Annotated in this window: 20 protein-coding genes; 1 reads left to right on the forward strand and 19 read right to left on the reverse strand. The window is 47.8% G+C overall.

Going from position 1 to position 26,891, the window contains the following annotated elements; genetic code table 11:
• Positions 1-6: 6 nt before the first annotated feature.
• From AC58UX_RS21125 to AC58UX_RS21215, 19 genes are all read right to left on the reverse strand, one after another.
• On the reverse strand, positions 7-1,851 hold the full coding sequence (locus AC58UX_RS21125; RefSeq protein ID WP_497256319.1) for a sensor histidine kinase: 1,845 nt from the start codon (positions 1,849-1,851) through the stop codon (positions 7-9).
• A gap of 81 nt (positions 1,852-1,932) precedes the next feature.
• Positions 1,933-2,814: a carbohydrate ABC transporter permease gene (locus AC58UX_RS21130; protein ID WP_497256321.1), complete on the reverse strand. Its 882-nt coding sequence runs from the start codon at positions 2,812-2,814 to the stop codon at positions 1,933-1,935.
• Between the two features lie 17 nt (positions 2,815-2,831).
• A complete protein-coding gene (locus AC58UX_RS21135) occupies positions 2,832-3,722 on the reverse strand; it encodes a carbohydrate ABC transporter permease (RefSeq protein WP_497256323.1) in 891 nt (296 codons plus the stop codon).
• 104 nt (positions 3,723-3,826) lie between these two features.
• Entirely contained in the window at positions 3,827-5,173 is a 1,347-nt protein-coding gene (locus AC58UX_RS21140) for an extracellular solute-binding protein (RefSeq protein ID WP_497256325.1), read from the reverse strand.
• 222 nt (positions 5,174-5,395) lie between these two features.
• Positions 5,396-7,696 carry a DUF4962 domain-containing protein gene (locus AC58UX_RS21145; RefSeq protein ID WP_497256327.1) on the reverse strand — a complete coding sequence of 767 codons (2,301 nt, stop codon included), beginning with the start codon at positions 7,694-7,696 and terminating at the stop codon, positions 5,396-5,398.
• 124 nt (positions 7,697-7,820) lie between these two features.
• Positions 7,821-9,872, reverse strand: coding sequence for a heparinase II/III domain-containing protein (locus AC58UX_RS21150; RefSeq protein WP_497256329.1), 2,052 nt, complete (start codon positions 9,870-9,872; stop codon positions 7,821-7,823).
• On the reverse strand, positions 9,869-10,636 hold the full coding sequence (locus AC58UX_RS21155) for an SDR family NAD(P)-dependent oxidoreductase (RefSeq protein WP_497256331.1): 768 nt from the start codon (positions 10,634-10,636) through the stop codon (positions 9,869-9,871). The genes AC58UX_RS21150 and AC58UX_RS21155 overlap by 4 nt, the downstream gene beginning before the upstream one ends.
• Positions 10,637-10,728: 92 nt before the next feature.
• Positions 10,729-12,582 (reverse strand): cache domain-containing sensor histidine kinase, encoded by a 1,854-nt coding sequence (locus tag AC58UX_RS21160; protein ID WP_497256333.1) that lies wholly within the window; start codon positions 12,580-12,582, stop codon positions 10,729-10,731.
• Complete coding sequence (locus AC58UX_RS21165) at positions 12,583-13,620, reverse strand: response regulator transcription factor (protein ID WP_497256335.1); 1,038 nt, start codon at positions 13,618-13,620, stop codon at positions 12,583-12,585.
• 88 nt (positions 13,621-13,708) lie between these two features.
• Positions 13,709-15,289 carry an extracellular solute-binding protein gene (locus tag AC58UX_RS21170; protein ID WP_497256337.1) on the reverse strand — a complete coding sequence of 527 codons (1,581 nt, stop codon included), beginning with the start codon at positions 15,287-15,289 and terminating at the stop codon, positions 13,709-13,711.
• A 149-nt stretch (positions 15,290-15,438) separates the two neighbouring features.
• The gene (locus AC58UX_RS21175; protein ID WP_497256339.1) at positions 15,439-16,320 is read right to left on the reverse strand and encodes a carbohydrate ABC transporter permease; all 882 of its coding nucleotides are present in this window, start codon (positions 16,318-16,320) and stop codon (positions 15,439-15,441) included.
• 18 nt (positions 16,321-16,338) lie between these two features.
• Positions 16,339-17,301, reverse strand: a complete 963-nt coding sequence (locus AC58UX_RS21180; protein WP_497256341.1) for an ABC transporter permease — start codon at positions 17,299-17,301, stop codon at positions 16,339-16,341.
• 178 nt (positions 17,302-17,479) lie between these two features.
• Positions 17,480-20,590 carry an MMPL family transporter gene (locus AC58UX_RS21185; RefSeq protein WP_497256343.1) on the reverse strand — a complete coding sequence of 1,037 codons (3,111 nt, stop codon included), beginning with the start codon at positions 20,588-20,590 and terminating at the stop codon, positions 17,480-17,482.
• Between the two features lie 63 nt (positions 20,591-20,653).
• Entirely contained in the window at positions 20,654-21,277 is a 624-nt protein-coding gene (locus tag AC58UX_RS21190; RefSeq protein WP_497256345.1) for a TetR/AcrR family transcriptional regulator, read from the reverse strand.
• Between the two features lie 129 nt (positions 21,278-21,406).
• Entirely contained in the window at positions 21,407-22,444 is a 1,038-nt protein-coding gene (gene desA, locus AC58UX_RS21195; protein ID WP_497256347.1) for a Delta(5) desaturase DesA, read from the reverse strand.
• Positions 22,445-22,671: 227 nt separating this feature from the next.
• Positions 22,672-23,283: a flavin reductase family protein gene (locus AC58UX_RS21200; protein ID WP_497256601.1), complete on the reverse strand. Its 612-nt coding sequence runs from the start codon at positions 23,281-23,283 to the stop codon at positions 22,672-22,674.
• Positions 23,284-23,319: 36 nt separating this feature from the next.
• The gene (locus AC58UX_RS21205; protein ID WP_497256349.1) at positions 23,320-23,928 is read right to left on the reverse strand and encodes an alpha/beta hydrolase; all 609 of its coding nucleotides are present in this window, start codon (positions 23,926-23,928) and stop codon (positions 23,320-23,322) included.
• Positions 23,925-24,881, reverse strand: coding sequence for a ring-cleaving dioxygenase (locus AC58UX_RS21210; protein WP_497256351.1), 957 nt, complete (start codon positions 24,879-24,881; stop codon positions 23,925-23,927). Before AC58UX_RS21210 ends, AC58UX_RS21205 begins: the two co-directional genes overlap by 4 nt.
• A gap of 112 nt (positions 24,882-24,993) precedes the next feature.
• Positions 24,994-25,437, reverse strand: coding sequence for a MarR family winged helix-turn-helix transcriptional regulator (locus AC58UX_RS21215; RefSeq protein ID WP_497256353.1), 444 nt, complete (start codon positions 25,435-25,437; stop codon positions 24,994-24,996).
• A gap of 173 nt (positions 25,438-25,610) precedes the next feature.
• Between AC58UX_RS21215 and AC58UX_RS21220 the strand changes: the two genes are divergently transcribed.
• Positions 25,611-26,822, forward strand: coding sequence for an MFS transporter (locus tag AC58UX_RS21220; RefSeq protein ID WP_497256355.1), 1,212 nt, complete (start codon positions 25,611-25,613; stop codon positions 26,820-26,822).
• The last annotated feature ends 69 nt before the right edge of the window (positions 26,823-26,891 follow it).

Below are 26,891 nucleotides of genomic sequence, written 5' to 3' on the forward strand. Positions count from 1 at the left end.
GTCTGTTTATACCCCCTTACGAGGAAGCGGCATCGCTATGATCACCGTAGTTCCTACCTCTTGTTTACTATGTATCCGGAGTCCGTAGGCCTCTCCGAACAGTAATACGATACGACGATGCACATTGGTCAGCCCGATGCCTCTCCGCGTCATTTTGCTGTCCAGGACGGCTTTCAGCTCGCTTGTACCTGTATGTTCCTCCGCTTTATAAGTGTACGGATCACCAATCATACGCGCGTCTTCTATTAGTCTTTCCTGCATCTGGCGAAGAAGACCCTCTTCAATGCCTACACCATTATCGGAAATAATAATGTGCAGCTCTTGCTCATGTACCTCGGCGAAAACGCGGAGCAACCCAGGCTCTCGCAACGGCTCTAATCCATACTTCACAGCATTCTCGATGATGGGCTGGAGCGTCATTTTCGGCAGAACAACGTCGAGCCATTCAGGATCAATGTGAATATCTGTACTGACCCTGCCCTCCAAGCGGTTCTCGATGATCGTCATATAATGACGCATCTGATCCAGCTCTTGTTGCAGCGTCGTTTTGGACGCTTCCTGCCAGTCGCTGCTGTACCGGAACATATGGGATAGTGCCAGAATGACTTTGCCCAAACGATCATTCTCTCGTTCGTCCAGCATCCAATAAATCATATCTAGGGTGTTATATAAGAAATGCGGATTCACCTGAGACTGAAGTGCCTGTAATTCCGCATTTTTCTCACTCATCGAAGCTAGCGTAATGCGTTCAATCAACTCATCCATCCGATTCACCATGCGATTAAAGGAGGATACGAGGGAGTTAATCTCCTCAAAGGATTTGACGGTAACAGACCCTTTGAAATTCCCCATCTCCACTTGCTTCATCTCACGAATCAGCAGCTTCAGCGGGGAAGCAATATTTTGCGAAATCAGACTTGCCAAGGCTGTAGAAAGAATAATAAGGACTAAAATGACAACGTATAAGTATTCCCGAGTTTTGACAACCTCCGCATTGATATCCCCTTTGGGGGTTAAGCCAAACACGGTCCAATCTGACATTTTCGCTTTCGCCGCTACAATTAATTGATCTGTTCGATCATCAATGATGATCTCATTCTGCTGCGGACGCGGAAGACCGCTGAACGATGGGTAAGGCGCTTTATCTTCGGCCGTCGATGCAATCATGCGATTCTCGCGATCGACGATGTATACACGGCTGTTCGGACTAATTGTCACGTTAGAAAGGGCAGCAAGGATCGGCTGCGGATTGGTTTCGATCAGCATGACACCGATCACGCGATGATCTGTGAGGTCATACAGCTTCCTGCCAAATACGAAGAGAGGAGCCCGCTGGAACTGGTTAATCACCGAGCCCTCCACCAGACCTAACCAGACCATCTCCCCGGTGGAATCCTGCAGCTTCTGGTACCATTCAGCGCTCGAATAATTCGTATTGATGACACTGTCAAAGCCGCGCTCGTAATTATAGTTTTTCCCTGCATTCGTAATGACATGAATACCGACGATGTCATCACGCGAATAATAGATCGCTCCCAAAATATTCGTAATCGTACGCTCATTAAAAATACTAGCCGTTACATCAGGATTGGAATCCCGATCTTGAATCAAGCGAAGCATTTCATAGTTACTATTCAACGATTTCGTGATGCTATCGTAGCCCTGTAAGAGCAAATCAAATAAACCTACGGTTTGTGAAATATTTTTTTGAGCTAGATCACTAATCTTGCTATGTATAATTTGGGTCGTCTTCTGATAATACAGAACACTAACCAGTAACACGAGTACAAGCATGGAAGTGATAAATAGCAAAAACAACCGATTATGAATGGAATTAAAGCCCCGTTTCACGCTTATGCGGCCCCCTTTCGTTGGCAGTATTTGCTATTTTACCATACCCAAATCTGAAAATGAAAAAAGAGAGGGGTGAAGTTAACCCTTCACCGCTCCCGCTACCATACCTTTTGTGATTTTGTCCGCTAATAAGAAGTACACGAGAATAACCGGCAGCGCACCTAGTACGAGGAAAGCGCCGATCGCTCCATAATTGACGGAATATTGACTTACGAAGCTATTCACCCCGAAAGGAAGCGTCTTAAGCCGCTCGGACGAGATAAACGTCGCAGCGAGGATGTACTCGTTCCAGATATTAATGAAAGTGAGAATACACACTGTCATCATTGGAGGGATAGAAATAGGAAGAATAATGCTTCTGAAAATTTTAAAGACCCCTGCTCCATCGACAACGGCGGACTCTTCAATTTCAGCTGGAATGGACTTCATGAAGCCACTAAGAATAAAGACGGCGATTGGCGTCTGAAACGCAATGTAAGGCAGAATGATGGAAAGATGCGTGTTCAGGATGCTCATGTTTTTGAAAATAATCATCAGCGGCAAAAGCGTCGCCTGCATCGGAACCATCATTCCGATAAGGAAGATGACCATAACCAATTGGCCGTATTTCCATTTGAACCGTGTAATCGCAAATGCCGTTAATGAGCTTAAAAACAGAACACTTACCATCGTTACCAAGGTAACAAATAGGCTATTCTTTAAATATTTGAAATAATTCCCGGCTTCAATCGCATCGGAGAAGTTCTTCCATTGAAGAGCGTGCGGTAATGCGAAAAAACGTCCTGAGAGAATTTCCTCATTGGTTTTTAGTGAATAGATGAACAGCCATAGCAGTGGATATACCTGTGTGACCACAAGTAAAGACAAGAATGCAATAACAATGACTTTTAGGATAGAGAAGCTTTTGCGTCTCCGTATAATGGCAGGTTTAGCCGAAGCTGCTTCCCTGGCGTTTTGCATGGTGACACTCCCCTTCCTTAAGAAAATCTTCTCTCTAAACGGTTAAACACCGAGTTAATAATTACTGTAGCTACTAGACAAAGCACAACCAAGAACGCGGCAATCGCGCTTCCGTAGCCATATTTCATGGACAGGAACGAGTTGTTGTACATCAGCGTTGAAATCACGTCTGTTGCATGGGCAGGACCACCTGCTGTCATAACCATAACCATGTCAAACGCTTGTAGGGAACCAATGAAAGCAAGGACGATCGATATTTTGAAAATCGGAATATTCATAGGGAAAGTGATATACCAGTCGGCTTTCAGACCTTCTGCTCCATCAAGACGCGCAGCCTCATAAATATCAGCAGGGATGTTCTGAATACCAGTAAACTGGATCAATGTGTGATAACCTAAGTACTGCCAAAGCGCTACAAAGTAGAGGGAATACATCGCAATCGCCGGATCCGTTAACCACGATCTTGTCCAGCTCTGTAGGTTAAGTAATTCCAAAACTTGGTTGAGCATACCGCCCATCGCAGCTGGATTGTAAATTGTTTTCCATAACTGTCCAATAATAACGACGGATAAAATAACAGGCAAAAAGTAAGCAGAAACTAAGAAATTCGGTTTTTTGATAAAACGATTCAGTAAAATAGCTACACCCAAGGCAATTGGAATTTCACACATGGAAAATACAGCAAACATTAAGGTACGCTTCACAGATGGCCAAAATACAGGATCATGAAACAACATGGTACGGAAATTCTCTAGACCGATGAATTTAGACTCACCAATCCCGTTCCAATCGAGCAATCCGCTATACATCGACACAAGAATTGGCACAAATACGAGACAAACGTAGATCAATAAACAGGGCAGTACAAACATGGCAATCGTCCACTTGGAGACTCTTAACACATTCACTTGCGCTCGCCTCCTTCATGGGATTATACCAAACGTAGACTTACCTCAAGCACCAGGGCTGGCACTCAAGGTAAGTCCCGATTGGGCTTATGACTTTAATTCATTTATTTTTTGTTCGTGTCGTATGCTGTTTGGTGCTCTTTCGCAACAACGGCAGCATCTGTTTTCTTCACGAATAGGTTTTGAATGCTTGTTAAGTGACCTTGAGCTGTTCCTGGGTTCATTGTGTTATCGAAGGCAAGGTCGCCACCTTTAACTTGTTTGAACAAGCCAAGCACTTCCATAGCCATATCGGAGTAACCAGCAGCTTTGAAGTCGCCATCTACTTTTTGTGCAATACCTACAGCGCCTTTCACTGCGAAAGCTTCTTTAGGGAAGTTCAACATGAAGTAGTTCAAGAAATCTTTCGTTTCTTTCAAATGCTTACTGTTCGCGGAAATAGCGAATGCGGATCCTGGAGCCAACATGAACTCGTCTGGGTTACCTTTACCTTTAACTGTAGGGAACTTGAACACGCCAACTTTACCGTTAACGGAAGAAGTTTCGATACCGCCAGTTGCCCAGCTACCCATGAAGTACATAGCTGCTTTTCCTGTTTTGAACAAGTTTTCACCTGCGTTGTAATCAAAGGATGTTGCACCTTCTTGGAAGGCGCCAGCTTGAATCAAGTCTTGGAAAGAGCTAACTGCATCCGTGAATGCTGGATCATTAAATGTTTTCTTACCGTCAACAACAGCTTGCAAGAAGCCAGGGCCGCCGTTCGTGCGAAGCAATACGTTCATGAACAAGAAGGAACCTGTCCAGGAATCTTTTTCACCGATCGCCATTGGCTGAATGCCTTTGGATTTCAATGTTTTAACTGCTGCAACCATATCTTCAAACGTTTTTGGCACTTCTACGCCAGCTTGTTTGAACAAGTCTTTGTTGTAGTAAACAACTGCGATGTTGTTACCATCTGGCAATGCGTAAATGTTATTTTTGAATGTATACCAGTTAAGGATACCTTCTTGGAATGTAGCTTTAAGTCCGTTTTGCTCAACCATATCATTCAAAGGAGCGAATAGGCCTGCATCAACGAAAGGTTGCATTTGAGCAGCTGGGTTCACGACTGTGATGTCCGGAACTTCTTTGGAAGCTGCTTGTGTTTTCAATTTTAGCTTTTGTTGATCCGTGTTCAAGGAGTCAAGCTCGATCTTGATGTTCGGATTTTTTGTTTGATAGTCGTTTACGATTTTTTTCAACATACCATTTTTCGGATCAGTCGGATCCGGATATATGTTTTGGAACGTGATCGTAATGTTATCTTTTTTCGTTGTTGCTGGTGTCGCAGTTGCACCTGATCCTGCCGCTGGTGAAGTCGTGCTTGAGCTGCTTCCACCTGAACCACACGCTGTTAAACTGATGGCTAGCAAGCTCGCCGCAATGACTTGTAGTGCTTTATATTTTTTCACCAATGTAAATCCCCCTCGTTTGAGTGATGTCTTTATGCACTTATTATGCCGTGTTTTTGGTACCCCTTACAATGCAGGAACTTTAGGTTTCATGTTTGATTTCTATAGATTTATTCCCTCATCTAAGGTTCCCGTTTAGAGGATTTATTATGAATTGAAAAGGAAAAGCGATCCCTTGGGCAGCTCGCGCTGACTAGGAATCGCTTGATTTATAAGGATATTTTAGTAGGCCTTCGGCACTTCTACGCGGTTCGTGATACCGTCTTCGGTAAAGTAAATATGAACATCAAAGCCTTGATCATCCATAAAATACGACACGTATTTCGGCTCGCCATGCTTGATCGGCACAAGCAGCGTCGCAATGCGGTGGCTTCGTGCTGACTTCGTTGTCGCCTTCAAATGGTAGTGCGGCGGCAACCCTTCAATCTCGGACTGATCGATGTCTGTGAAGCTCTGATGCTGCGATAGCTCCAGCTCACCAGAGGAGCAGTACACAAATCGACCGTCCATATCAGCCTTACGGCCCTGAACCTTGAAGGTCTGCCCACCTAGCTTCATTTCATATAGCGTCTGGAACAGCCAATCCACGGTACCAGCCTGCGCGAGATCAATGTGATCGACAACGACAACGTACGTGCCGAAAAAGTACAACTCCCGCACATACCGTTCCAGATACGGCACGTATTCTTGGTATGCCGCGGTTGCGTTGCTGCGGGAATACCCGTAGCCCTTGCGCTGCTCGGCAATTTCGACGAACCCATTGGCGGCCATGTTGAGCACTTTATTCTTCTCCGCATATTGGCCCAGACCGTCGATCAGAATGTTATTCGTCGAACGCGTCTGTCTGCGCCAATTCATATGCATCGTGGAGCTGAACGCCACGTAGTAGCCGCTCTCGATCGCTAACGGCTCTCCGTAGGCATGCAGCAAGAACCCATTCTGATCGCCATGGCTATGGCTGACGGAGCCGTATTTGCTGCTTTTCGTCAGGAGCATTATGTGACGTTCTGGATCCGCCATATTCGAGTGGAAAGCAACCCAGTCGATATCGCGGAACCATTTGACCGACTGAATATTCGCATCGGTTGGGGCGATGGCTTCCACCTGCGGATAGTCGTGACGGTACACCATTTCGTCAAACCTGAAATCCCACCAGCCGTAATTGTAAAATTTCATTTCTGAATCGGTATCTGTCTCTTTGACGCGTTCGAAATACCATTGATACAAACCGTTTCCTGTCACACCTGCAAATTGACGGATGTTGAAGCCGGTTTTCAAGCTGACCGGATCGCCCAATGTCGATTGATCGCCAAAGCTTGCCCGCAACGTATCAGGGCTGAACGCATACAGTGGGAAATCGCCTGTTTTAGCGAAAAACGGTCGTTTATAGAAGTTGATGCCTGTAAATTTCTTTAATAGGTTCATAGCTTCCGTCACGAAAGCCATGCCTGTTGTCCAATACATCGGACCTTCCGCCCAGCCTCCGTCTGGCCCTCCCCATGGGGAATAAAGACCCGCGTAGTACTCAAGCGTGTAGTCCAACCACTCCTGAACCTCTGGCTCTTCCTGCAAGAGCACGATACAGCACGGTACAAGTACGCTTGACAAGGACCGCACAGCGTGGCTGTCATAAGGCACATGATGAATCTTGGAATGCTCCATGACATGCTGCGCAATTTGACGTGTACGTTCAAGAAGAACGTGTCGAATATGTTTCCGCTCATCTTCCGATAGCTGGTCAAAGAGCCAGTCATAGCCCCACGCAATGGCGCCAGCCATTCGGAAGGAAGCCTCATCGTTATAGTCGCGGCTAGTCGTGCCCTTAACGTCCCACGTACAGATGTGGAGCAGCCAAGTTTTGGCACGCTCTAAGAGCGTAGCATTGTTGAGCAGCTTCCCTGCAACGGCCAAATGACGAACCGCATATAACGTTTCTTGCGTATCCATGTACATCTGGCGCCACAATTTGGCTACCCGTTTATTTCCTGGGTAATGAAGCGGCTCCGCCATTAGATCGCGTTCAATCCATGGTTGAACGGACTTCTCAAAGAAAACATCAAAACCGCAATAGGCGGGATCACTCGCTAATTCAGAGCGGAAAGCTTCTACTTCCGCTGCTTGCAGCCATAATCTTGGATGCTGGGCTGATGTCTCTGCATAGCGCGCAGCTCTGCTTGGCAATGGCGTCTCCGGCAAATCTGCCGGTACTTCGAAGCGTCGAACGCAGCTCCACGCTGTTTGCTCGCCATTGTCTTGCAGCAGCGCATAACGCCAAAAGTATGTGCCTGCGGCAAATGCAGCATCAGGTGTATATAAGTTATATGGAATCGGTTTAACCGTCTGCGTTTCGGCAGGTTCGAAAGCCTCTGTTGGCGCAATCTGAAGCACATAACGATCGTGCTCCAGCTGTGCCGGAATCCATGTGAAGCGAGGCGGGTTTTCCAGCAACACCGTCTTCTCATTCGGCTCGTATTGTACGGTTAGCACACCGCTTTGCGGTTCGTAAAGTGGAGATTGTGTCATTGATAATTCCCCTCCAGGCTCGGCTCTCTGTAATGCGTATAAGCGTATAAATGAGTATAGTTATAAGTCCAACAACATTCCTGCTCGTCGCGTATGTCTTTTGGACAAAAGCCTGAATGACAAATTACAAGATTTGTAATCCTTCATCTGTCATTCTTACGCGGACAGAACCATTCGGATGATTAGGAACGGTAATGCTGATTTCATGATCGGTAATTTGGGATAATTGCGTAGTACTGCCTGCACGATACACGTGAATGAAATCCGCCTTGCGATCATTCCGGCGATGAAGCATCGCTGTTAGGGAACGACTTGGATCTATGGCATCTCCAGGCGTTTGAACGGCCACAACCTCATCACCAGGTTGAACGAGCGCTGATTGGAAGATGACTGCTTCTGAGTCCGTGAGGGCGTATGAAGCCTGTAGTTGACCCGCTCCACTCGGTACGTACTGTCCAACGATGGGCAGCAGTTGCTCCTTGAGCGTTGTGGTTTCTCCCGCTTTTTCGGCGATTAGCAGCTTGTAATCAGCTTCTTGGCTTAGCGGTTGCAGCTTAGCCTCTATGGGTACTACAGGATGCATCCACCATTCGATCGCTTGTGGTTGATCGCTGGAGAGCTCCACTTGAAACCAATCCAACAGCCAGTCACCTGTGAGTAAAAGATGGCGATTCATCGTGCAGCCTTCATAGCTGTCCGTCGATTGTATCCAAGTATAGACCGATGATTCGGTCGCTTCGTATTGTTTCAGACGCCCTTCATGCGGCGCTTGGGATTGGCCTGCCAGCGACACCGTGTTGTGGCTGGCCGTTTCTGCGAACCACGATCTGCGCATGGACGAGCCGTAAGGCACCATCCCGAGATCGGGCGTCAAGGTTTGATCCTTGTGCATCAGCGTCAGATGCAGCTTGTCGTAGTGGCCGTGGGAACCGCCGTGCTCGCCGAAATCGGCGAGGAACGACAGCGGGTTCCCCGCTATGCGGCCGATGACAAAGCCGGCGTCCGGCCAGAGCCGCGAGCTGCGCGGCTCTAGAGAAGCGGCGCGGTCAGCGCCACCGCCGTAGAGCAGCGCCTCGAGCTGCTCGTTACCGGCAGCGCCTAGCTGCCGGTACGCTTCGCGCAGCACCGGCGCTAGGCCGGCGATGTCGTAGATCGCGAGCCCCTGCTCCGCGATCTCGGCGATCTCGCGGGCGTAAGGGCCCCGCGCGAGCGGTCCGTCGTGCAGGGCCGGCAAAGCGCCCTGGTCGTCGGCCAAGTCGGCCAACGCTTCGAGCATGCCGCGCATGGATTGTCCCTCTGCGCCTGTCGTGGCGTAGAGATCAATGCCGAAGCGCTGCGCCATTTCGGCAGCGATGAGGTAGGCACGCAGCACGAAGACATGGTAGTACGTGCTGCCTTCGAATTCGAATTGATCGGCTTTAACGCCGATGGATAGATGATGAATGAAGCCGCCTTGGCCTTCAATAAGCGCTTCAAGTTCAGCCTGCTCGCCGCGAGCCGCATAGACACAAGATAACGACGCGTTCAACCAAGCAGTATAGTTGTTCTCCGCATTATTCCGCTCATGAATCAAAATATGACGGTACTCCTCCATACTCCCCGCCAATAATCCTAAGAACACGTCGATGGCTACCTGTTCCTTCGCATCAAAGGTAATCCCCTCATCGCGAAGAAGCAGATAGGCGCGAATCAGCGTAGTAGACCAGATCGCCTCTGTCAGTGCTTGGTGGAATGCGCGTCCCTTCAGCATCCAACTCTGTGCTTCAGGGTGCACCGGATACAGCGGAAACTGCTCCGCATATTCGACAAGCAATCGCTTACTAATCTGCGCATACGATACATTGCCCAGTGCCGCATACACAGCCGCAGATTGCAATGCCACTCGCGCTAGCGACTGATGCTTGAACACGAGCCACGCACCGCGATAAGCATCACCTGTGATGACACAGCCATGCGGACAGAGAAATTCTGAAGCATCTACAAGGCTTTCATCGAACATCAGTTCGGTATGATGGTGTGGACAAACATACTGGTGCCACCAACCACCAGGTTCTTTAGGAACGACCAGGCTGCCTGCTTGCTGCAGCCTGTCGATTTCTTCTTTCAACCTCTGGGCGGTTTGACCCGCCCACGACATTGTCTCTACTTTTGCGCCTAATGGGATCGCGGTAATCATCGCATCATCATCCCGCCGTTGATTTCGATCGTTTCACCAGTTAAGTAGCCAGCTAGATTGGAAGCAAGGTACAGTACCGCACCTGCTACATCATCCGGAGTGCCTTCACGTTGCAACGGAATGCCGTTAATCGTAGCTTGGCGTGCTGTATCCGTCGTAAATGTCGCGTGGAACATCGTATTGCCGATAAAACCAGGGGATACATTGTTCACGGTGATGCCGCTTGCAGCAACTTCCTTCGCCAAACCTTTGGAGAATGTAAGTACTGCTGCTTTACTTGCTGCATAAATGCTGGATCCCGGTCCGCCGCCGTTATGCGCTGCAACGGAAGTCATGTTGATGATACGGCCGTAGCCTTTTTCTTTCATGCCAGCAAGCACACGTTTGGACATGAAAACCGTGCTTTTCAAGTTTACATCCATGATGCGATCATACATTTCTTCAAACATATCAGCATTCGGTACACGTTGTACCAAGTGACCTGCGTTATTGACAAGAATATCGATAGTTCCACCCAACGCTTGCTCAACTTCACTTACAAGTCTATCGATTTGCTCTATATTCGTTACATCAGCTTGTACAAGTACGGCTTCCCCGCCTAATGCTTGAATTTCAGCAACAACTTCCTGCCCTTGTGTCACATTGTTCAAACAGTTCACGCCTACTTTCGCACCATTGCTAGCCAATGCTAGCGCAATCGCGCGTCCAATCCCTGCATTAGATCCTGTTACAAGTGCAATTTTCCCCGTCAAGTTGATGTTCATAGTGGTATCCTCCCATGGATATACATCTTATTTTTTTATATTTGAATCACTGCTAGTGCAGCGTAACTACCTCTTTTAGGTGCCTGAAAGACTCATCCGCGCAGCCGAGGCCGCACCGTCTCCGGCATCGTCATCGTGACGCAGGTGCCGCGTCCCCACTCGCTGTCGACGGACAGCCCGTAGGCTTCGCCGAACACCATTTGAATCCGTCGGTGGACGTTCATCAGGCCGATGCCACCGCCACGCTTGGTCCCGGTACTCGCTTCTTCCGGCTCCGCCAAGCGGTTCTCCTCCAGCTTTCTGCGCAGCTCGGCTAGGCGTTCCGGCATCATACCTGTGCCGTTGTCCTCGATGAAGACCTGGAACAAACCGCCTTCTTTGCGGGCATCAATGCGAATCTTGTGATGCTCCTCCACGCCATCTGGAAAAGCATGCTGGAATATATTTTCAATCAAAGGCTGCAGCGTTAAGCGCACCATTTTCTCTAACAGCAGGCTCGGCGGAATTGCAACGTCAATCTCGAATTCCCGATCCGTTCGATGCTGTAAAATAATCATGTAGTTCCGCACATGATTTAACTCATTCGCAACCGTAATTTCCTCTAGGTTGGTTTGGACGGAGTAGCGAAGCATGAAAGCCATCGCTTCAACCATTTCCGTAATTTCACTGGAATCCTGAACAATCGCGTAACAATTGATCGTCTCCAAGGTGTTGTACAAGAAGTGCGGGTTAATTTGCAGCTGGAGTGACTGGAACTCCGCCCGCTGACGTTCAAGCTGAGATTCGCCAAGCTCCAGAGCATTCTTTTGCTGCTCCAGCTCGGCCTCATACACCCGCTCGATCATATCGGACAAGCGCGTTACCATCAGGTTGTAGCTGTGAATAAGTCCACCCATCTCATCCGTTCGACCTGCGTCTTCAATGTACTGCCAGTTCCCTTTTTCCGTTTCCCTCATGCTGTCTTTGAGATCCCGAATCGGCCGAATGATAGTGCGACCAAAGCGTGATGCAAGCCAAAGCGCAGCAGCCAATGTAACCAGACCGACGATAATTGTCGTTGTCCGAATGGTATTTGCGGGACGACGAAGCTCTTCAACAGGCATGGATGCAACAAGGTTCCAATCCGAGTAACCCGACTTTCGAGATACAAACATACGTTCCTCTCCATTGTATTTGGACAAAAATGTTTGATTGCCGCTCGACAGCACTTGAGAAGCAAGCTCGTCTTTCGATTTGCGCTCACTCATTGTCCGCGGATAAATGTAATTACCCGCATCATCCACGATGAAGAAAAACCCCTCTTTCCCCAAGCTCACCCGATCCCAAGTCTTCGCGAGTTCATCTAACTTGATTTCAATAGCTACGACACCACGGTTCGCATCCCCATATGAAGGACCTCTTACTTTGCGAGCCATCGTGACAACGGAGCCTTGATCCACAGGCCGGATACTCAAATTGAGCAGCGCAATTTTGCCATCACCAGGCGTTGATTTCATCAAATTTTCGTACTTCTCACGCACAAGCACAGGATCAAAATTCAGCAAGTTCTGGTTCTCATAAATAACCGATCGACCATGCTGACCCACGACATAGGCCATATTTAGCTGTTTGTATAAGGTAATAATGGACGTAACCGAAATACGGGCGAATTCCTTGATTTTATCCGAATACACATAATACTCATACGAATCATCCGGCTTAATTTCCATGAACGCTCGCACGTCGGAATTTGACGAAAAGGCATTGCTGAGCAGCTCATACGCCTGTAAATAGCTATCCGTTTGATAGTTCGCACTATCGACCATCTGCTCCATATATTGCTTCACTTGATCATCCAGCGCTCGCGAGGATTGCCAGTAGGAAACAGCCCCAACCGACACCAATGAGAGCACAATAACGATGAGAAAATACGCATAAATTTGACGCGAGAGCGACTTTCTCTTCATCTATCGGATCCCCATTCGTTGACGGTATTCCGAGGGTAGACAGCCTTCATACTTTTTAAATGTTTTTGTAAAATGCGGATGATCCGCATACCCAACCTCACCGGAAATATCGGTAATGCGCCAATGCGGCTGTTGCAGCAGCTTCTTCGCCTTCTCCATACGGCGACGTGTTCGATACTGAACGAAGGTTTCTTGCGTATTTTGCTTAAACAATTGACTAAAGTAAGAAGGATTCAACCCAATGAATTCAGCTACTTCTTCTAAAGAAACTTCTTCTGCCAGATGCTTCTCCATGTATTGCTTCGCTTCTTCAACAGGATCCTTTTGCTTGCCTTTACGCTTGCTCTTGAGCTCTTGCAGCAGACCATTCACAGCTGTCGTAAACCACAGCCATACGTCCTCCTCGCTAAGCGAAGCGGAAATCTTCAACTCTTCCTGGATCACATACACATCGCGAACGGTAAGCCGCCCATGCACAAGTGTATAGATTTCCTGAACAATATCACTGACGCGGTTAAGTTTTAATTTATAGGTGCCTAGCTCGGATTGAATCTCCTCTAGAACACGTTCAAGCTCCTCTTGCTGCAGCATCCACACAGCTTGTTCAAGACGGGTAGCCCACCCCTCCAGCTTGGTGACAGCCACAAAGGACTCCGAACTTACTTTGCTTTTATTCAGAATGAGCTTCTCTAACACCTGCTGAAATCCCTTAATATTGACAGGCTTTAGTAAATATTCTTTAACACCGTAAGATACACACTTCTGCGCATACTCGAAATCGCCATAACCAGAAATCACGACCACTTGAATGTCGGCATCCATCTGGGCAATTTGAGCGCAAAGCTCGAGGCCATCCATCTTCGGCATCCGTATATCTGTGAATAAAAAATCAGGTCGTTCCTCCTGAATCCGCTGCATTGCGACAACACCATTCTCAGCCGTTCGCAAGCTTTCAATGGGCAGCTCCGATTGTTCCACAAGCTTCTGTAATCCTCGGCGTATCATCGGTTCGTCATCGACAATGAGTATGCGGTACATGGGGAACTCTCCTTTCAAAACCTGATGAAATGCACGCTCCCCACGTACCATTGGGTACGTGAGGAGGCGGCATGCTCAGGAGCTGAGCTTATTTTCTTGGCATCGACACAGTCGTACCGGAATCTTTGCTATTAAATTTCTCATTTGCTTCCTTGATTACATCATTTCCACCTTTGGACTTCCACTCTTCCAACACTTTCGGCCAGTCGGAAATCGGTTCTTTTCCGTAAACCATTTTAACCATGTGCTGAAGAAGTACAGGAGGTGCTTGGTCAGAAATAGGTGCAATGTCAGGATTCTTTGCTAACGAATCCAAACGAGGTTCGAATTCGATACCATCGCGGCCTTCATTTTTCAAAGTTGTATCGAAAATATTCATCAACTTTTTACCTTCATCTGTCAAGCCAAGTGTCCCTTTATTATAAGTTGTATCTTGAACCATCCACAAGAAGGATTGACGGTAGCGCTCTTCATCTACAGCTGCCGTATCGGTTGGCTGTTTGTATTCGATTTTGCCATCTTTTTCTGTGTACGTGTCGCCTGCAATACCGAATGTAAAGAATTTCTCTGCTTCCGGAGACATCATCCAATCGAAGAACTTGATGATTTGTTCAGCATTTTTCACGTTTTTGTTAATGAAATAAGCGCGCGGTGCTGCTCCATACAGGTAGTGACCACCTTTGCCATCTGGTCCTGTTGGTGCGGAAATGATCTCGATGTCACCTGTTGGCACGTTGGCTTTCAGCTGTGTTTCCCATTGCAGCATTTCATTCGCATTCATGGACCACATACCCGCTTTACCAGCAAGAATCGTGTTCTTGAACACTGTTGCGTTAATCGTTGCGAATTCTTTATTGATCAAGCCTTCGTCAAACATCGTTTTGTACGTTTGAAGAGCTTTCATCATATTTTCTGTATCATAGAATTTCGGCAATACTTGATCGCCTGACTTTTCAAACATGGACAAGTAAGGATAGACGTCATAAGCACCGAAGAAGGAATCCGCGTACTTAAAGTTCTCACGACCCATATAAGGGTTCTCTACGCCCATTTCCTTGAACTTGCGAAGTACTTTCATGTACTCATCAACCGTTTTCGGAACGCCTAGGCCTGCTTTATCGAGCAAGTCTTTACGAACGAAGATCGCACGGCGGGATGGGTTGGACAAGTACTCAGGAATCGCGAAAATTTTACCTTGATACGTCACTTTATCCCAAGCTTCTTTAGGCACTTTTTTCAGCAAATTCTGACCGTATTTCTTCAGCAAATCATCCAGCGGCATGAACACGCCAGCTTTCACGGAACCTGCCATTTCTTTGCCGTTTACACCGCCATTAGCCTGAACAACATCAGGAATGTCGTTTGTTGCAAACATTTGGATCATTTTCTGTTCATATTCTTTGTGTGGAACAAGCACGATATTCATATCGGAGTTCGTTAGCTCTTCAAGCTTCTTCACCCATTTGTCTTGATTGATATCAGGCGATTTCTCAACATGTCCGAATGCTAGTGTACGCATGGAGATGGAGAATTTCGTTTTTTCTGCAGGTTTAGCACTTGCTGCGCCAGCTGCGCTTGATGCTGGTTGATCATCTGTTTTTGCGCCGCAAGCAGCCAACATGGAAGCCATTAAAACGGTAGCCATTGTGACCGGAATCCATTTTTTCATTTCTACCCCTCTTTTCATCTCACTAAGTTATATACACTTCCTGCTCTCATTGTAAAAGCGTTTACAATTCACTGATATGGACTGTCTTTAGTTTGAATTGTCTTTTTTTTAGAATTTTGTAAATATTGATCATTTCAAGCAGATTATGACTAGGACTTCACTGATCCAACCATCATACCTTTGACGAAATGACGCTGTAAGAATGGGTAGATGATAATAATCGGAAGCGTCGCAATGATAATGGTAGCCATTTTGATACCCTCTGGATCCATATGGGCAAGCCCGCTGAATTGGGCAGCATTCGGATCAATACTAATATCCTCGGATACAATCAGTTGACGCAGTTTGACTTGAAGCGGCCAAAGGGCCGGCTTATTTACGTAGTACAAGGCGCTTTGATACGTATTCCAGTGACTTACCGCATAGAAAATCCCTAGAGAAGCCATAACTGGTTTGGATAGCGGCAGGACGATGTTCCAGATCATTCTAAGCTCGGAACATCCGTCGATACGCCCGGAATCAATTAATTCACTCGGAATTTGCATGAAAAACGACCGCATAATGAAGAAGTTAAAGGCGCTGATCGCCCCTGGAATCATTAAGGCCCAAAGTGAATTGGTCAGGTGTAAATTTTTCATCAAAATAAAGTTAGGAATAAGTGGCGCTGTGAAGACCATCGTAATCAAAACCATAATAACGACAGCATTACGGCCAGCATACTCAGGGCGCGACACCGGATAAGCCAGTGAAGCGGTCGCGATTAGATTGATTAGTGTACCCAACACCGTAATATACACCGTTACTCCGAAAGAACGCCAGATTGCTGCGTCACTAAATACATATTGATAGTTAATTGATGTAAATTCAACAGGCCAGAACAATACCTTCCCATTGACAATAGCTTCCGAGGAACTGAACGATTGAGCCAGCACGTTTAAGAACGGCAGGAGCATCGCTAGCGATAAGAGAGAAAGAAATAATATATTGAAGCCGTTGAACATTTGCCAGCCGGCTGTCGGCTTGCGATTCATATAGCGTTCACCTCCGTCTTAGTACAAGCTTTCACCCGTTGTTTTTTTGCTTAGAACATTACCTGTTACGATAAAGATCACGCCTACTACGGCTTTGAAAAGACCAATTGCTGTTGTATAACTAAACTGCTGGGATAGCAAACCTTGCGTATAGATGTACGTGTCTAGAATTTCACCGTTCGTTTTATTAAGCGGATTCAAGAACACGAAAACACGTTCAAAGCCGAAATCTAAGAATTTACCAATATGAAGCAAGAACAGAATCATGATCGTAGGCAGCAACGAAGGAAGCGTAATCGAAATCGTTTGTCTCCAACGGTTAGCCCCATCCACTTCAGACGCTTCATATAAATCTGGATTAATCCCAGCCAAAGCCGCTAAATAAATGATCGTTCCATACCCGGAATCCCGCCAAATTCCCGAAGAAATCAACACGGTGCGAATCCATGATTCTTCCCCTAAGAAATAAATAGGTTCAAAGCCTAACCAAGTAATGAAGTGGTTGACAGCCCCTGTAGATGGGGAAAGAATGCCAATTGCGATCCCGCTCACGATAACCCAGGACAGGAAGTGAGGCATGTACACGACCGTTTGAAGCACACGCTTGTACACCACTAGGCGAAGTTCGTTCAATAGTAAGGCGAGAATGATTGGCGCTGGAAACCCTAACAGCAAATCATAAACACCAATGAGTACTGTATTCTTCAAAATATTGATAAAGTCATAGTGTGCAAACATGCGGGTAAAATGTTCAAGACCTACCCATTTGCTGCCTGTGAAGCCGTCGAAAATATTGTAATCCTGAAACGCAATAACAGAGCCTAATAATGGTACGTACTTGAAAATAATAAAATAAATAATGCCTGGCAGCGATATTAGATACAGCGCCCTATACTTCCAAAACGTTCGCAGCAAGGCCTTACCCTTACTCACCTGCGCACGCTGATTCATTTGCTTTACCGCTTGTGCGTTGACCGCCATCCTCTGGCCCCCCTCACTCATCTTCGTCGATGTTATAGGTCTATCGTACCCTGATATAGCGCTTTCAACTATGGAATGGCTTTTAACTGACTTGTGTTTTTTTTAGGTTTTTGGGGTTCTTGGCATCTCCAATAAAAAAATGCCCTCCCACAAAGGTGGGAAGGCATTTTCAATATTGTTACGCTGTGCGACTCTCCGTCGCCACCTTGCGAGCCGTAACGCCACGCTTCGCACGAAGCGCCTCTGGCATCGCAAGCAATGCCGGCAGAAGCATCGGCAGCAAGACGAAGCAGAGCACGATGAGGCCTACAATCACGGCCACGGCCAGCTCGATCAACAGAACGAGGCCGGATGGCACCAACGTGGCGAAGGTTCCGCCAAGGATGACCATCGCCGAGATGACCACGCCGCCGATGTGCTTGGCGGCTTGCACGATCGCTTTGGCTGGCGACAGGTCGCCAAGCTCTTTGTACCGCATCATCAGGAAGATGCTGTAGTCGACGCCGACAGCAATAATAATGATGAAGGAGAAGAACGGTACGAAGGAGGAGACGCCGTCGGCACCGATGATTTTATCCGTTACGACATTCGTCGCCGTCATCGCCACGTAGTAAGAAATCACTAAGCTTAATATGATGTAGACCGCTGGCCAGAAGGCACGAATAACGAACAGCAAGACAACGAACACACCGATAATGACAATAATTGCGGTGCTATTGAACGACTTCAGCTGCGCCTTATTCGTGTCGTACGTCGTCGAGCTTGGTCCCGCCGCGCCAACTTTCGCGTGCTCAAGCACCGTGCCCTTTACGCTAGCAGCAAGCTCCGCGTTAATCGCTTCAATCGTATCCATCGCAGCCGATGAATACGGATCATCTTTCAAAATGACGATCATCTTCGTCATTGTCCGATCCTTGGACATGAAGCTGTCCATGGATTTCCCGAAATCCGCGCTAGATAGCGCTTCTTTTGGAATAAAGAACGTTTTCGAGCCGTTCAGCTGCGTCAGGAACTGGCTCGTTTTGCCGAGCCCTTCGGACACGTCACCGAGTCCGTTGCCGCTCTGGCCAAGGCCGTCCTTCAGCTGGCCCATGCCGCCGCTGAGACCCGACAAGCCTTCGCTCAGCTTCTGCTGACCGTCCTTGACGCTGCCTAGCGCAGCGTTCAGCTTCGCCATGTTGGCCGCAATCTCGCGGCTGCCCGCGCTGCCTTGCTTCAGCCCTTTAGCGAGCTCAGCCGCCCCGCTCTCTAGCTGCGCCAACCCTGCCGCTAGCTGCGCCTGCGCGCCATTTACTTGCGTCAGGCCTTGCGTCGCCTCCGCAAAAGCACTGTTCAGCTTGGCTGCGTTCTTGCCAAGCTCTCCAAGTCCTCCGCTCAGCTGAGTCAGACCGGAGGCCAAACCTTCGCCCGTTTGCTTCAGCTGAATATAATCGCTATCTGTCGCCAGTTGGCTGTACTTGCTGCCAAGCCCGCCAATCAGCCCATTCATACCGACAAGCCCTTGCTGAATGCCTGCAAGCTGACCCTCGATTTGACCGTAGCCATCTGTCATAGCGTTATAGCCTTGCCCAAGCTGCGTCAGCCCGTCAGTAATCTTCACGCTATTAACACTCACTTGGTCAATGCCATCCTTCAGCGCAGCAATACCCGTACTCAGCTCGCCTGCACCGCCAGCACCTTGCGCAATGCCGCTAGCCACTTGATCCAGCGCAGTCGTTAGCTTACTATAGCCATCCTGCACCTGACCCGTACCATCGACAAGTTGGCCAACACTCGATGTGTCTGGCGCCGCTAGCTTGCTCTGCATAAGGGTAAGTCCGTCGCGAATTTGGTTCACACCGCTTTGCGAAGCCGTAATACCATCCGCGACTGCCTTCGTTTGGCTAGAAATATAGAAATCGTCAATCGGCTTCGATTGCGGCTGTGTCACACTGGATACCATGTCGACACCTGGAATGCTTTTCAGCTTCTCCGTTACCTTATCAATTGCCGCTAAACCATCATTGGTGTTAAGAGGTTTGTCATTCTCCATGACAACCATCGTTGGCAGTGCCTGACCACGGCTGAAATGCTCCGCCACAAGGCTAAAGCCTTTCGTTGAAGGGTGATCATTCCCCAGCTCTTTCAACTGGTCAAAAGACAGCTTCTGATGATTCGCAAGCGCAAGCGGAACCGTAACAATCAAGATAATTACCGTCGTCACGATCGGTCTTTTCACCGCGATTTTCGTCAAGCCAGCCCAGAATTTACTCTCTTTATGCCCTGTAGTCCCTTTAGAAGGCCAGAAGAGCTTACTCCCTAGCAATTTCATGAAAAACGGCGTTACCGTTACGATTTGGAGCAAGAGGATCGCCGTACCAATCGCAACCACATTCCCTGATTGATAAATACCGAAATCCGAGAACGTTAATGCAGCAAATGCAATAAATACAGTCAAGATACTGTAAAAAATCGTTTTACCCGCCGTGCGGTACGTCACACCAATCGCATCATCCACGGATAAGCCGTGGGATAATTCCTCTTTGAACCGATTAAATAAGAGAATGTTATAATCCGTTCCAATCCCGAACAGAATCAAAATTAACAGCATTTGCGTGACACTCGTCACCGGAAAATTGAACTTATCGATGAGCTGCGCGGCAATCCCCATGGACACGAGATACGAAATACCAACCGCCAGCAAGGAAACCACCGGAATAATGACGGAGCGGAACATAATAATTAGGACAGCTAGGATGAAAATGACCGTAAGCGCGGCACTCTTTTCAACACCAGACTCGGAAACTTTAATGTAATCGTCCTGGATAAAATCCTCACCGGACAGGTAATACTCTACCTTCACGTCTTTCAAAACATCTTCAAATTCCACCTTGATGTCCTCGACATGGCGCCCTCTTTTATCCAAGGAAAAGCTCGCCATTAAGGTTGTGCCATCCTCAGAAATCAGTGAAGACTTCGCCTCTGGCATCGTAAACGGATCAATCAGCTGATTGAAGCCCAGTTTCTCTTGATGGCTTTTCAAATTCGTAATACCAGCCTCGATCGCCTTCATATCTGCATCCGATAGCTTGTTTGGGTTATGGAAGACCACGATATCACTCGTGCCCTCAACCCCATTGATTTTGTTCAAAATCGCGGATGCACCCTTCGACGGCGCGTCGCTGCGAAGCGGATCTTGCCCTCGTAATCCAAGGATCGCATTCACATTTGGTTGGAAAACCGTCAGCAACACCGTCGCCACCAACCATACCGCCAGAATCGCCCAGCGCCACTTAATAATGGATTTCATCTCTCTTCTCCTCCACTTGCCCAACCGATAATAAACAAGCGTTCATTATTGGGCCAAAAAATTTTAGGACTGTGCTAGCTTTATTTTTTCTGAAATACCTGTGCAATACAGGTACAACAGTTCATCAACGAGCATTTTGATCGTGTCGCCATCCTCATGATCACGCAAAATAAGACAAATACTCTCAATCATCGTCGTTGCAATCATGCGAGCCGAAAACTGATCTTTTTGGGATAACGTGCCGGAAGGCGCCAATTCTGCTGTAAAAACTTCTGAAATAATCTGATTCACTAGTGTAATCATATCTTGTTTCACCGAGGCGAATCGGGAGCCTTCACTCAGGTTAAGCAGAATCGTAAGCTCTGTGCTGGATTCCTTGAAAAGCAGCATCAGGGAGGCATCAATTCGACGTAAAATCAGCAAATGATCTGATAAAGCGGTACACAGCGTGTCATCTACTTCTTGCTTACATACGCGAAGAACATCGGCCAATTGCTCCTGAATGGGTTGAATCAGCTCGTCGAACAGATCATCTTTGCTCTTGAAATAGCGATAGATGTTACCCGGTGTTATACCTGCGCTATCTGCAATTTGTCGAATGGAGGCTTTTAAATATCCATGCTTCTTGAACTCGGTCAAGGCCGCTTGGCGGATGCTGTTTTTGACTTCATCTTTTAAAATTTGCATTAATAAACACCCGTTCACTTTTTGACGTCATAGATGGATTATACAGCGCCCATTAGGCCATTTCAACGATATTTTAATAAAAAAAAGAGCCTAACCCGCAAGATGATCACAGGTCAGACACATCTTATTTTATTCAACATCAACAGCTTTAATAATACGCGGTTTCACTTTGATACGGAATTGCTTCAAATCCTTGAACTGAATGAACTTCTTGGCTTCCTCATTCCAAATACGGAATTTCAGCGATTCCAAGCTCGTTTTCAGTGTGATCGTCTGCACGTTGCGAAGTGCCGCGTTCTTGTCGTGAACCTTTTGCAAATGATAGTTAGGTACACGCGGGCTTAAATGATGAATATGGTGATAGCCAATATTGCCAGTGATCCAATGCAGCACACGCGGCAAATTGTAAAATGAGCTACCATGCATAGCGGCCTTCACATAATCCCAATCGGCATCATTCTCGTAATATGTTTCTTCATAGTTATGCTGTACGTAAAACAACCAAATGCCCGCCATACCTGAGAAGAAGAACATCGGCCCTTGAATCAGCAGGAAGGACTGCCAGCCTATGCCCCAACAAAGCAGCGCAATACTGCCAACGATCGCAATATTGGTGATATACGTGTTCAATCTTTCTTTCATGCCTACCTTCCTGCGGTTAAACCGGTAATCAATGAGGAAGATAAAGATCGGTCCAATAATAAACATGACGAACGGACTGCGATACAGTCGATAGGTCATACGTTTGAGCCATGTTGCTTGCATATATTCATCCACGGTCAGCGTCCAAATGTCACCTACACCTCTGCGATCCAGATTACCGCTGGAAGCATGGTGAACGGAGTGCGTATGGCGCCATTGATGGTAAGGTACAAAGGTTAAAATTCCTGTTAGCGTGCCGACGATTTCGTTCGCTATTTTGTTTTTGAAAAAGGATTTGTGACAGCAATCATGAAAAATAATAAAAATGCGGATCAAAAATCCAGCGGCTATGATATCGATCACGAACGTTAGCCAAATGGAAACGGAAATACTTAGAAAAGCAAAATACCAAAGCACGAAAAAGGGTCCCACTGTATTGATGATCTGCCACACGCTATGCTTCATATGTGGTCTTTCAAAAGGCGCGATATCTTTCCGCCACCCACCCTTATCTTCATGCTTCATCCTGTTAGAACTCCCTCTCTCCGCGTCGTGTCGAAACTTGTAAGTTTACATCCTTGAAGTACTACGTTACGAATCGAAATAAGTTCCCGTTATAAGATAACAAATATTACACAGCCATCTCATCATACGTGTGTAAATCCCTTTTGTAAAATGCAATATAAGTAATTCTTATTAAAAGAGACGAAGCGCCTCTCGTTCTGCGTAAGAACGAAGCGCTTCGTCTCTTGTTAAATGGGTCGATTCAGTGTAAAAAGCTCGCCCAACTTCGCATAGGAGCTGCCGGCTAACCTGCTGACAGGCTTCACTTTCTGCGGATCAATATGCCCGTTGTCAATTAAGGTATCATCGATGTGAAAATAAACGACACGTCCGATCAGCAAATCTGCCGCTGGCGCATCTGCCGTTCCCCCGAGAGGGATCGCCTGCTCCAGGACGCATTCCATGCGGATGCTTGCTTCGGCGATGCCAGGAACCGCGATGTGGCGGCTCGCGACAGGCGTAAGCCCGGTGAGCGCCACTTCGCTTTCCTCTGGCGGCAGCGCAGCGGCGCTCTGGTTGATCTGGTCGATATAGGACTCATCGGAGATGTGGACGACGAAAGCCCCTGTATCGACCGCGTTGCGGGAGGTGTCCTTCCGGACACCCTGCTTCCGCTGCACGGAGACGGCAACCATCGGCGGGTCTGCCGTGACGATGGTGAAGTAGCTGAAAGGCGCGGCGTTCAGTACGCCTTCTGTAGATAAGGTCGAGACGAAGGCGATCGGCCGTGGAATAATGCTGCCAATAAGCAGCTTATAGTTGTCTCGCTCGGATTGTGTCGTTGGATCAATACCTAACATCGTCATAGTCGCAATCCCCTCCCCTATCCTAAACGATTAGAGTGAGAGCACTTTGAGCCAATCGGCCGCTGCAAAAACCTCCGAGCGCGTCAATTGGTGCCCTGAAGACTCCCAATGCACATGAACATCGGCCCCAGCGTCGCTCAATAGGCGCTCTAGCTCCTCCGACTCCTCAGGGGAGCAGATCGGATCGTTCTTGCCCGCGCCGATGAATACGGGCGTATCTGTGAGGTCTGGCAGCTGCAGGCCGCGCCGCGGCACCATAGGGTGATGCAGAATGGCTGCGCGAAGCGCATTCGGGTAGTGGAACATGAGGCTGCCCGCAATGTTCGCGCCGTTTGAGTAACCGATGGCGACGACGTTGCTGCGGTCGAAGCCGTGCTCTACCGCTGCCGCGTCGAGGAAATCATACACTTCCTTCGTACGGAAGATAAGATCCTCCTCGTCGAAGATGCCCTCTGCCAGCCGGCGGAAAAACCGCGGCATGCCGTTCTCTAGAACGTTCCCCCGCACACTGAGTACGGAGGAGGTTGGTGAAATCGCCTGCGCCAAAGGCAGCAGGTCTTGCTCTGTCCCGCCCGTTCCGTGAAACAGAACGAGCACGGGCGCTGTTATATCAGATCCTTGCTGATAGATATGTCTCATTGTTTATCACCTTCCAATACCCGCACTTCGATCGGCGGCAAATTTTTCACGATTTGATCACGGCTTGGTTCATACCATTCCGGTAGCATTAATTTTTCACCTAGTGCTTCCGGCTCTTCATCTCTTGCAAAGCCTGGAGGATCCGTAGCAATCTCAAACAGGATGCCGCCTTCTTCACGGAAGTAGATCGCGTTAAAATATTGACGGTCGACGATTGGTGTAGGGTGGTAGCCGTGGCTTGCCACGTGACTTCTCCACAGCGCGTGCTCTGCATCATCTTTAGCGCGCCATGCGATATGATGCACCGTTCCCGCTCCACCAGCGCCGTAGTCCATCGGCGTTACGTTGATATCGACGATGTTACCCAAGTCGCCGAAGGAAGCGAAGCGTGCATAAGCACCTTCTTGCCCTACTTTTTGCAGTCCCATGACGTTCACGATGAGCTCCGAAGTTTTGTCTGGAGCGGTGCTGTATAGGACAGCGCCACCGAAGCCTTTGATTGCTTTGTCCACGGATACGCCGCCAAATGCCCATTGACTAAGCGCTCCCTGCTCACGCTCAACGAGTTCGAGTCTTAAACCATCAGGGTCTTTGAACTGTAGATACGTTTCACCGAATCGAGCATTTTTTTCATAGGCAATCTGGAATTTCTCTAGACGCGCCTCCCAGAAGGAAAGGCTGCCTGTTGGCACGGCATACGTAGTGATGCCAACTTGGCCTCCGCCGATCCGCCCTTTGCGAGATCCTGCATAAGGGAAGAAGGTAATGATTGTACCCGGGCTACCTGCTTCATTCCCAAAATAAAGATGGTACACTTCTGGAGCATCAAAATTGATTGTTTTTTTGATCATACGAAGCCCCAAAATACCAGCATAGAAGTCTACAGTTGCCTGTGCATGTTGAACGAAAGCGGTGATATGGTGAATACCTGCAGTTTGTTGTGTTGTTGTCATAATAGCCAACTCCTTCATATTTAAGATTCTTTATTTTAAGATAGTTTGCATGCGATGTTATCGTTTATGTTAAAAAGTTGCGTGATCTTTTTCGAAAATAGCCTGAGGGATTCTATTTGAACCCTTCCTGAGCGAATTTGCCAAGTTTCTTCAACAGCTGACTAGCTAGCTTCTTCTCTTCATCAGTCAACCCCGCCACAGCGCTCTCGATCACTTCCGCATGCTTCGGAAATACGTCCTCTATAAATTGTTTCCCTTTGTCCGTAATTTCAGCAAAAATTAATCTGCGATCCTCCGTCGACGTGTTGCGCGTTACGAATTCCTTTTTCACCAGCTTATCGACAACATACGTAATGTTCCCGCTGCTCATTAACACCTTGCTGCCTATTTGTTGAATCGCTTGTGCTCCCTTATGGTAAAGCAGCTCCAGTACACCAAACTCTGTGCGGTTAAGTCCATGCTTGCGAATATCTCGATCCCCGTGGGCGTTCACCCACTCGCTTGCTCTGGAAAGGGCGATGTAAAGATCTAGAGAATGATTTCTCGACTCGCTCATGTTGCTTCACCTCGTTTCTTCGTTTCATTTATCTTAATTTAAAGATACTTTATTTAAAGATAATTGTCAATGGGCTAATTTTAAAATGGATGGAAAAAAGATACATAGACTGTCACACCTTGTTCGCTAGTTCTCATGGTATGATTAAACCTTTAGAAAGGTGGTTACGTAATATGAACACTTCACATGTCTTACAAGGGACAGTGACCGAGAAAGAACGGTTCCCTATCTCCCTCTTCTCTCTAACGGTTGGCGCCTTCGCCATCGGGATGACCGAGTTCGTGATCATGGGGATTCTGCCCAATGTGGCTGATGACCTGAACGTTAGTATCTCCCAAGCGGGACAATTAATTACGGGTTACGCCCTAGGCGTCGCATTCGGCGCGCCGATTCTTGCTATGTTGACTCATAAGCTGCCGCAAAAGCGTCTCCTACTGGTGCTGATGCTCATATTCATCCTTGGCAATGGCTTAGCTGCTCTGGCACCTTCCTATGGAATCGTACTCGTGGCACGACTTATCACTTCATTGGCACACGGAACCTTCTTCGGTGTCGGCTCTGTTATCGCGGCGAATTTGGTTCGGCCTGAAAAAAGGGCCAGTGCCATATCGGTTATGATGGCGGGACTAACTATCGCGAATATTCTTGGCGTACCGCTCGGTACGTACATCGGTCAACATCTCGGCTGGCGAGCATCGTTCGGTTCAGTTGTGATCATGGGGATCATATCCTTCATAGGAATTCTTATTTTCATTCCACAGATCACACAGAAAACGAATACCAGCCTTGTGCGTCAGGTTCGCTCTCTCTTGCAGCCGCGATTGTTGTTAGTCTTTCTGATCGGGGCATTAGGATGCAGCAGCTTGTTTGCGGTGTTCACTTACATCGCGCCTATTCTTATCGACATCACTGGCTTCAAAGAAAGCAATGTTACCTGGATTCTTATCTTGTTCGGCTTTGGCGTGACGCTCGGCAACATTGTAGGTGGCAAAATGGCCGACTGGAAGCTCATGCCGTCCTTAATCGGCAACTTTGCTGCATTGGCGCTCATTCTAGCCGTATTCGCGTATACGGATCAGTTCCCGGTTGCCGCAATTATCACCATTTTCATCTGGGGGATTGCCTCTTTCGCGATTTTGCCCGGACTGCAGATTCGTATCATGAATCTGGCCAAAGAAGCGCCAGAGCTAGCCGCCACCTCAACGCATTCTGCGTTGAATCTGGGCAATGCTGGCGGTGCTTTTCTTGGAGGTTGGGCGATTACGCACACTGGCCTAGCGTCTTTGCCTTGGATCGGCGCGGGCTTGACCGCGGCGGGGTTTGTTTTGATGGTGTGGAGTTATTTGCATGAGCGTAGGGTGAAAAAGAGGTCCGCTCACGCTTAACTGGATAAACTACAGCTAATTCTGCTACTTTCATCGGATTTAGGAAACTAACTGGATTTCCTGTAGCTA

The sequence above is a fragment of the Paenibacillus sp. J22P90 genome, from assembly GCF_059692195.1.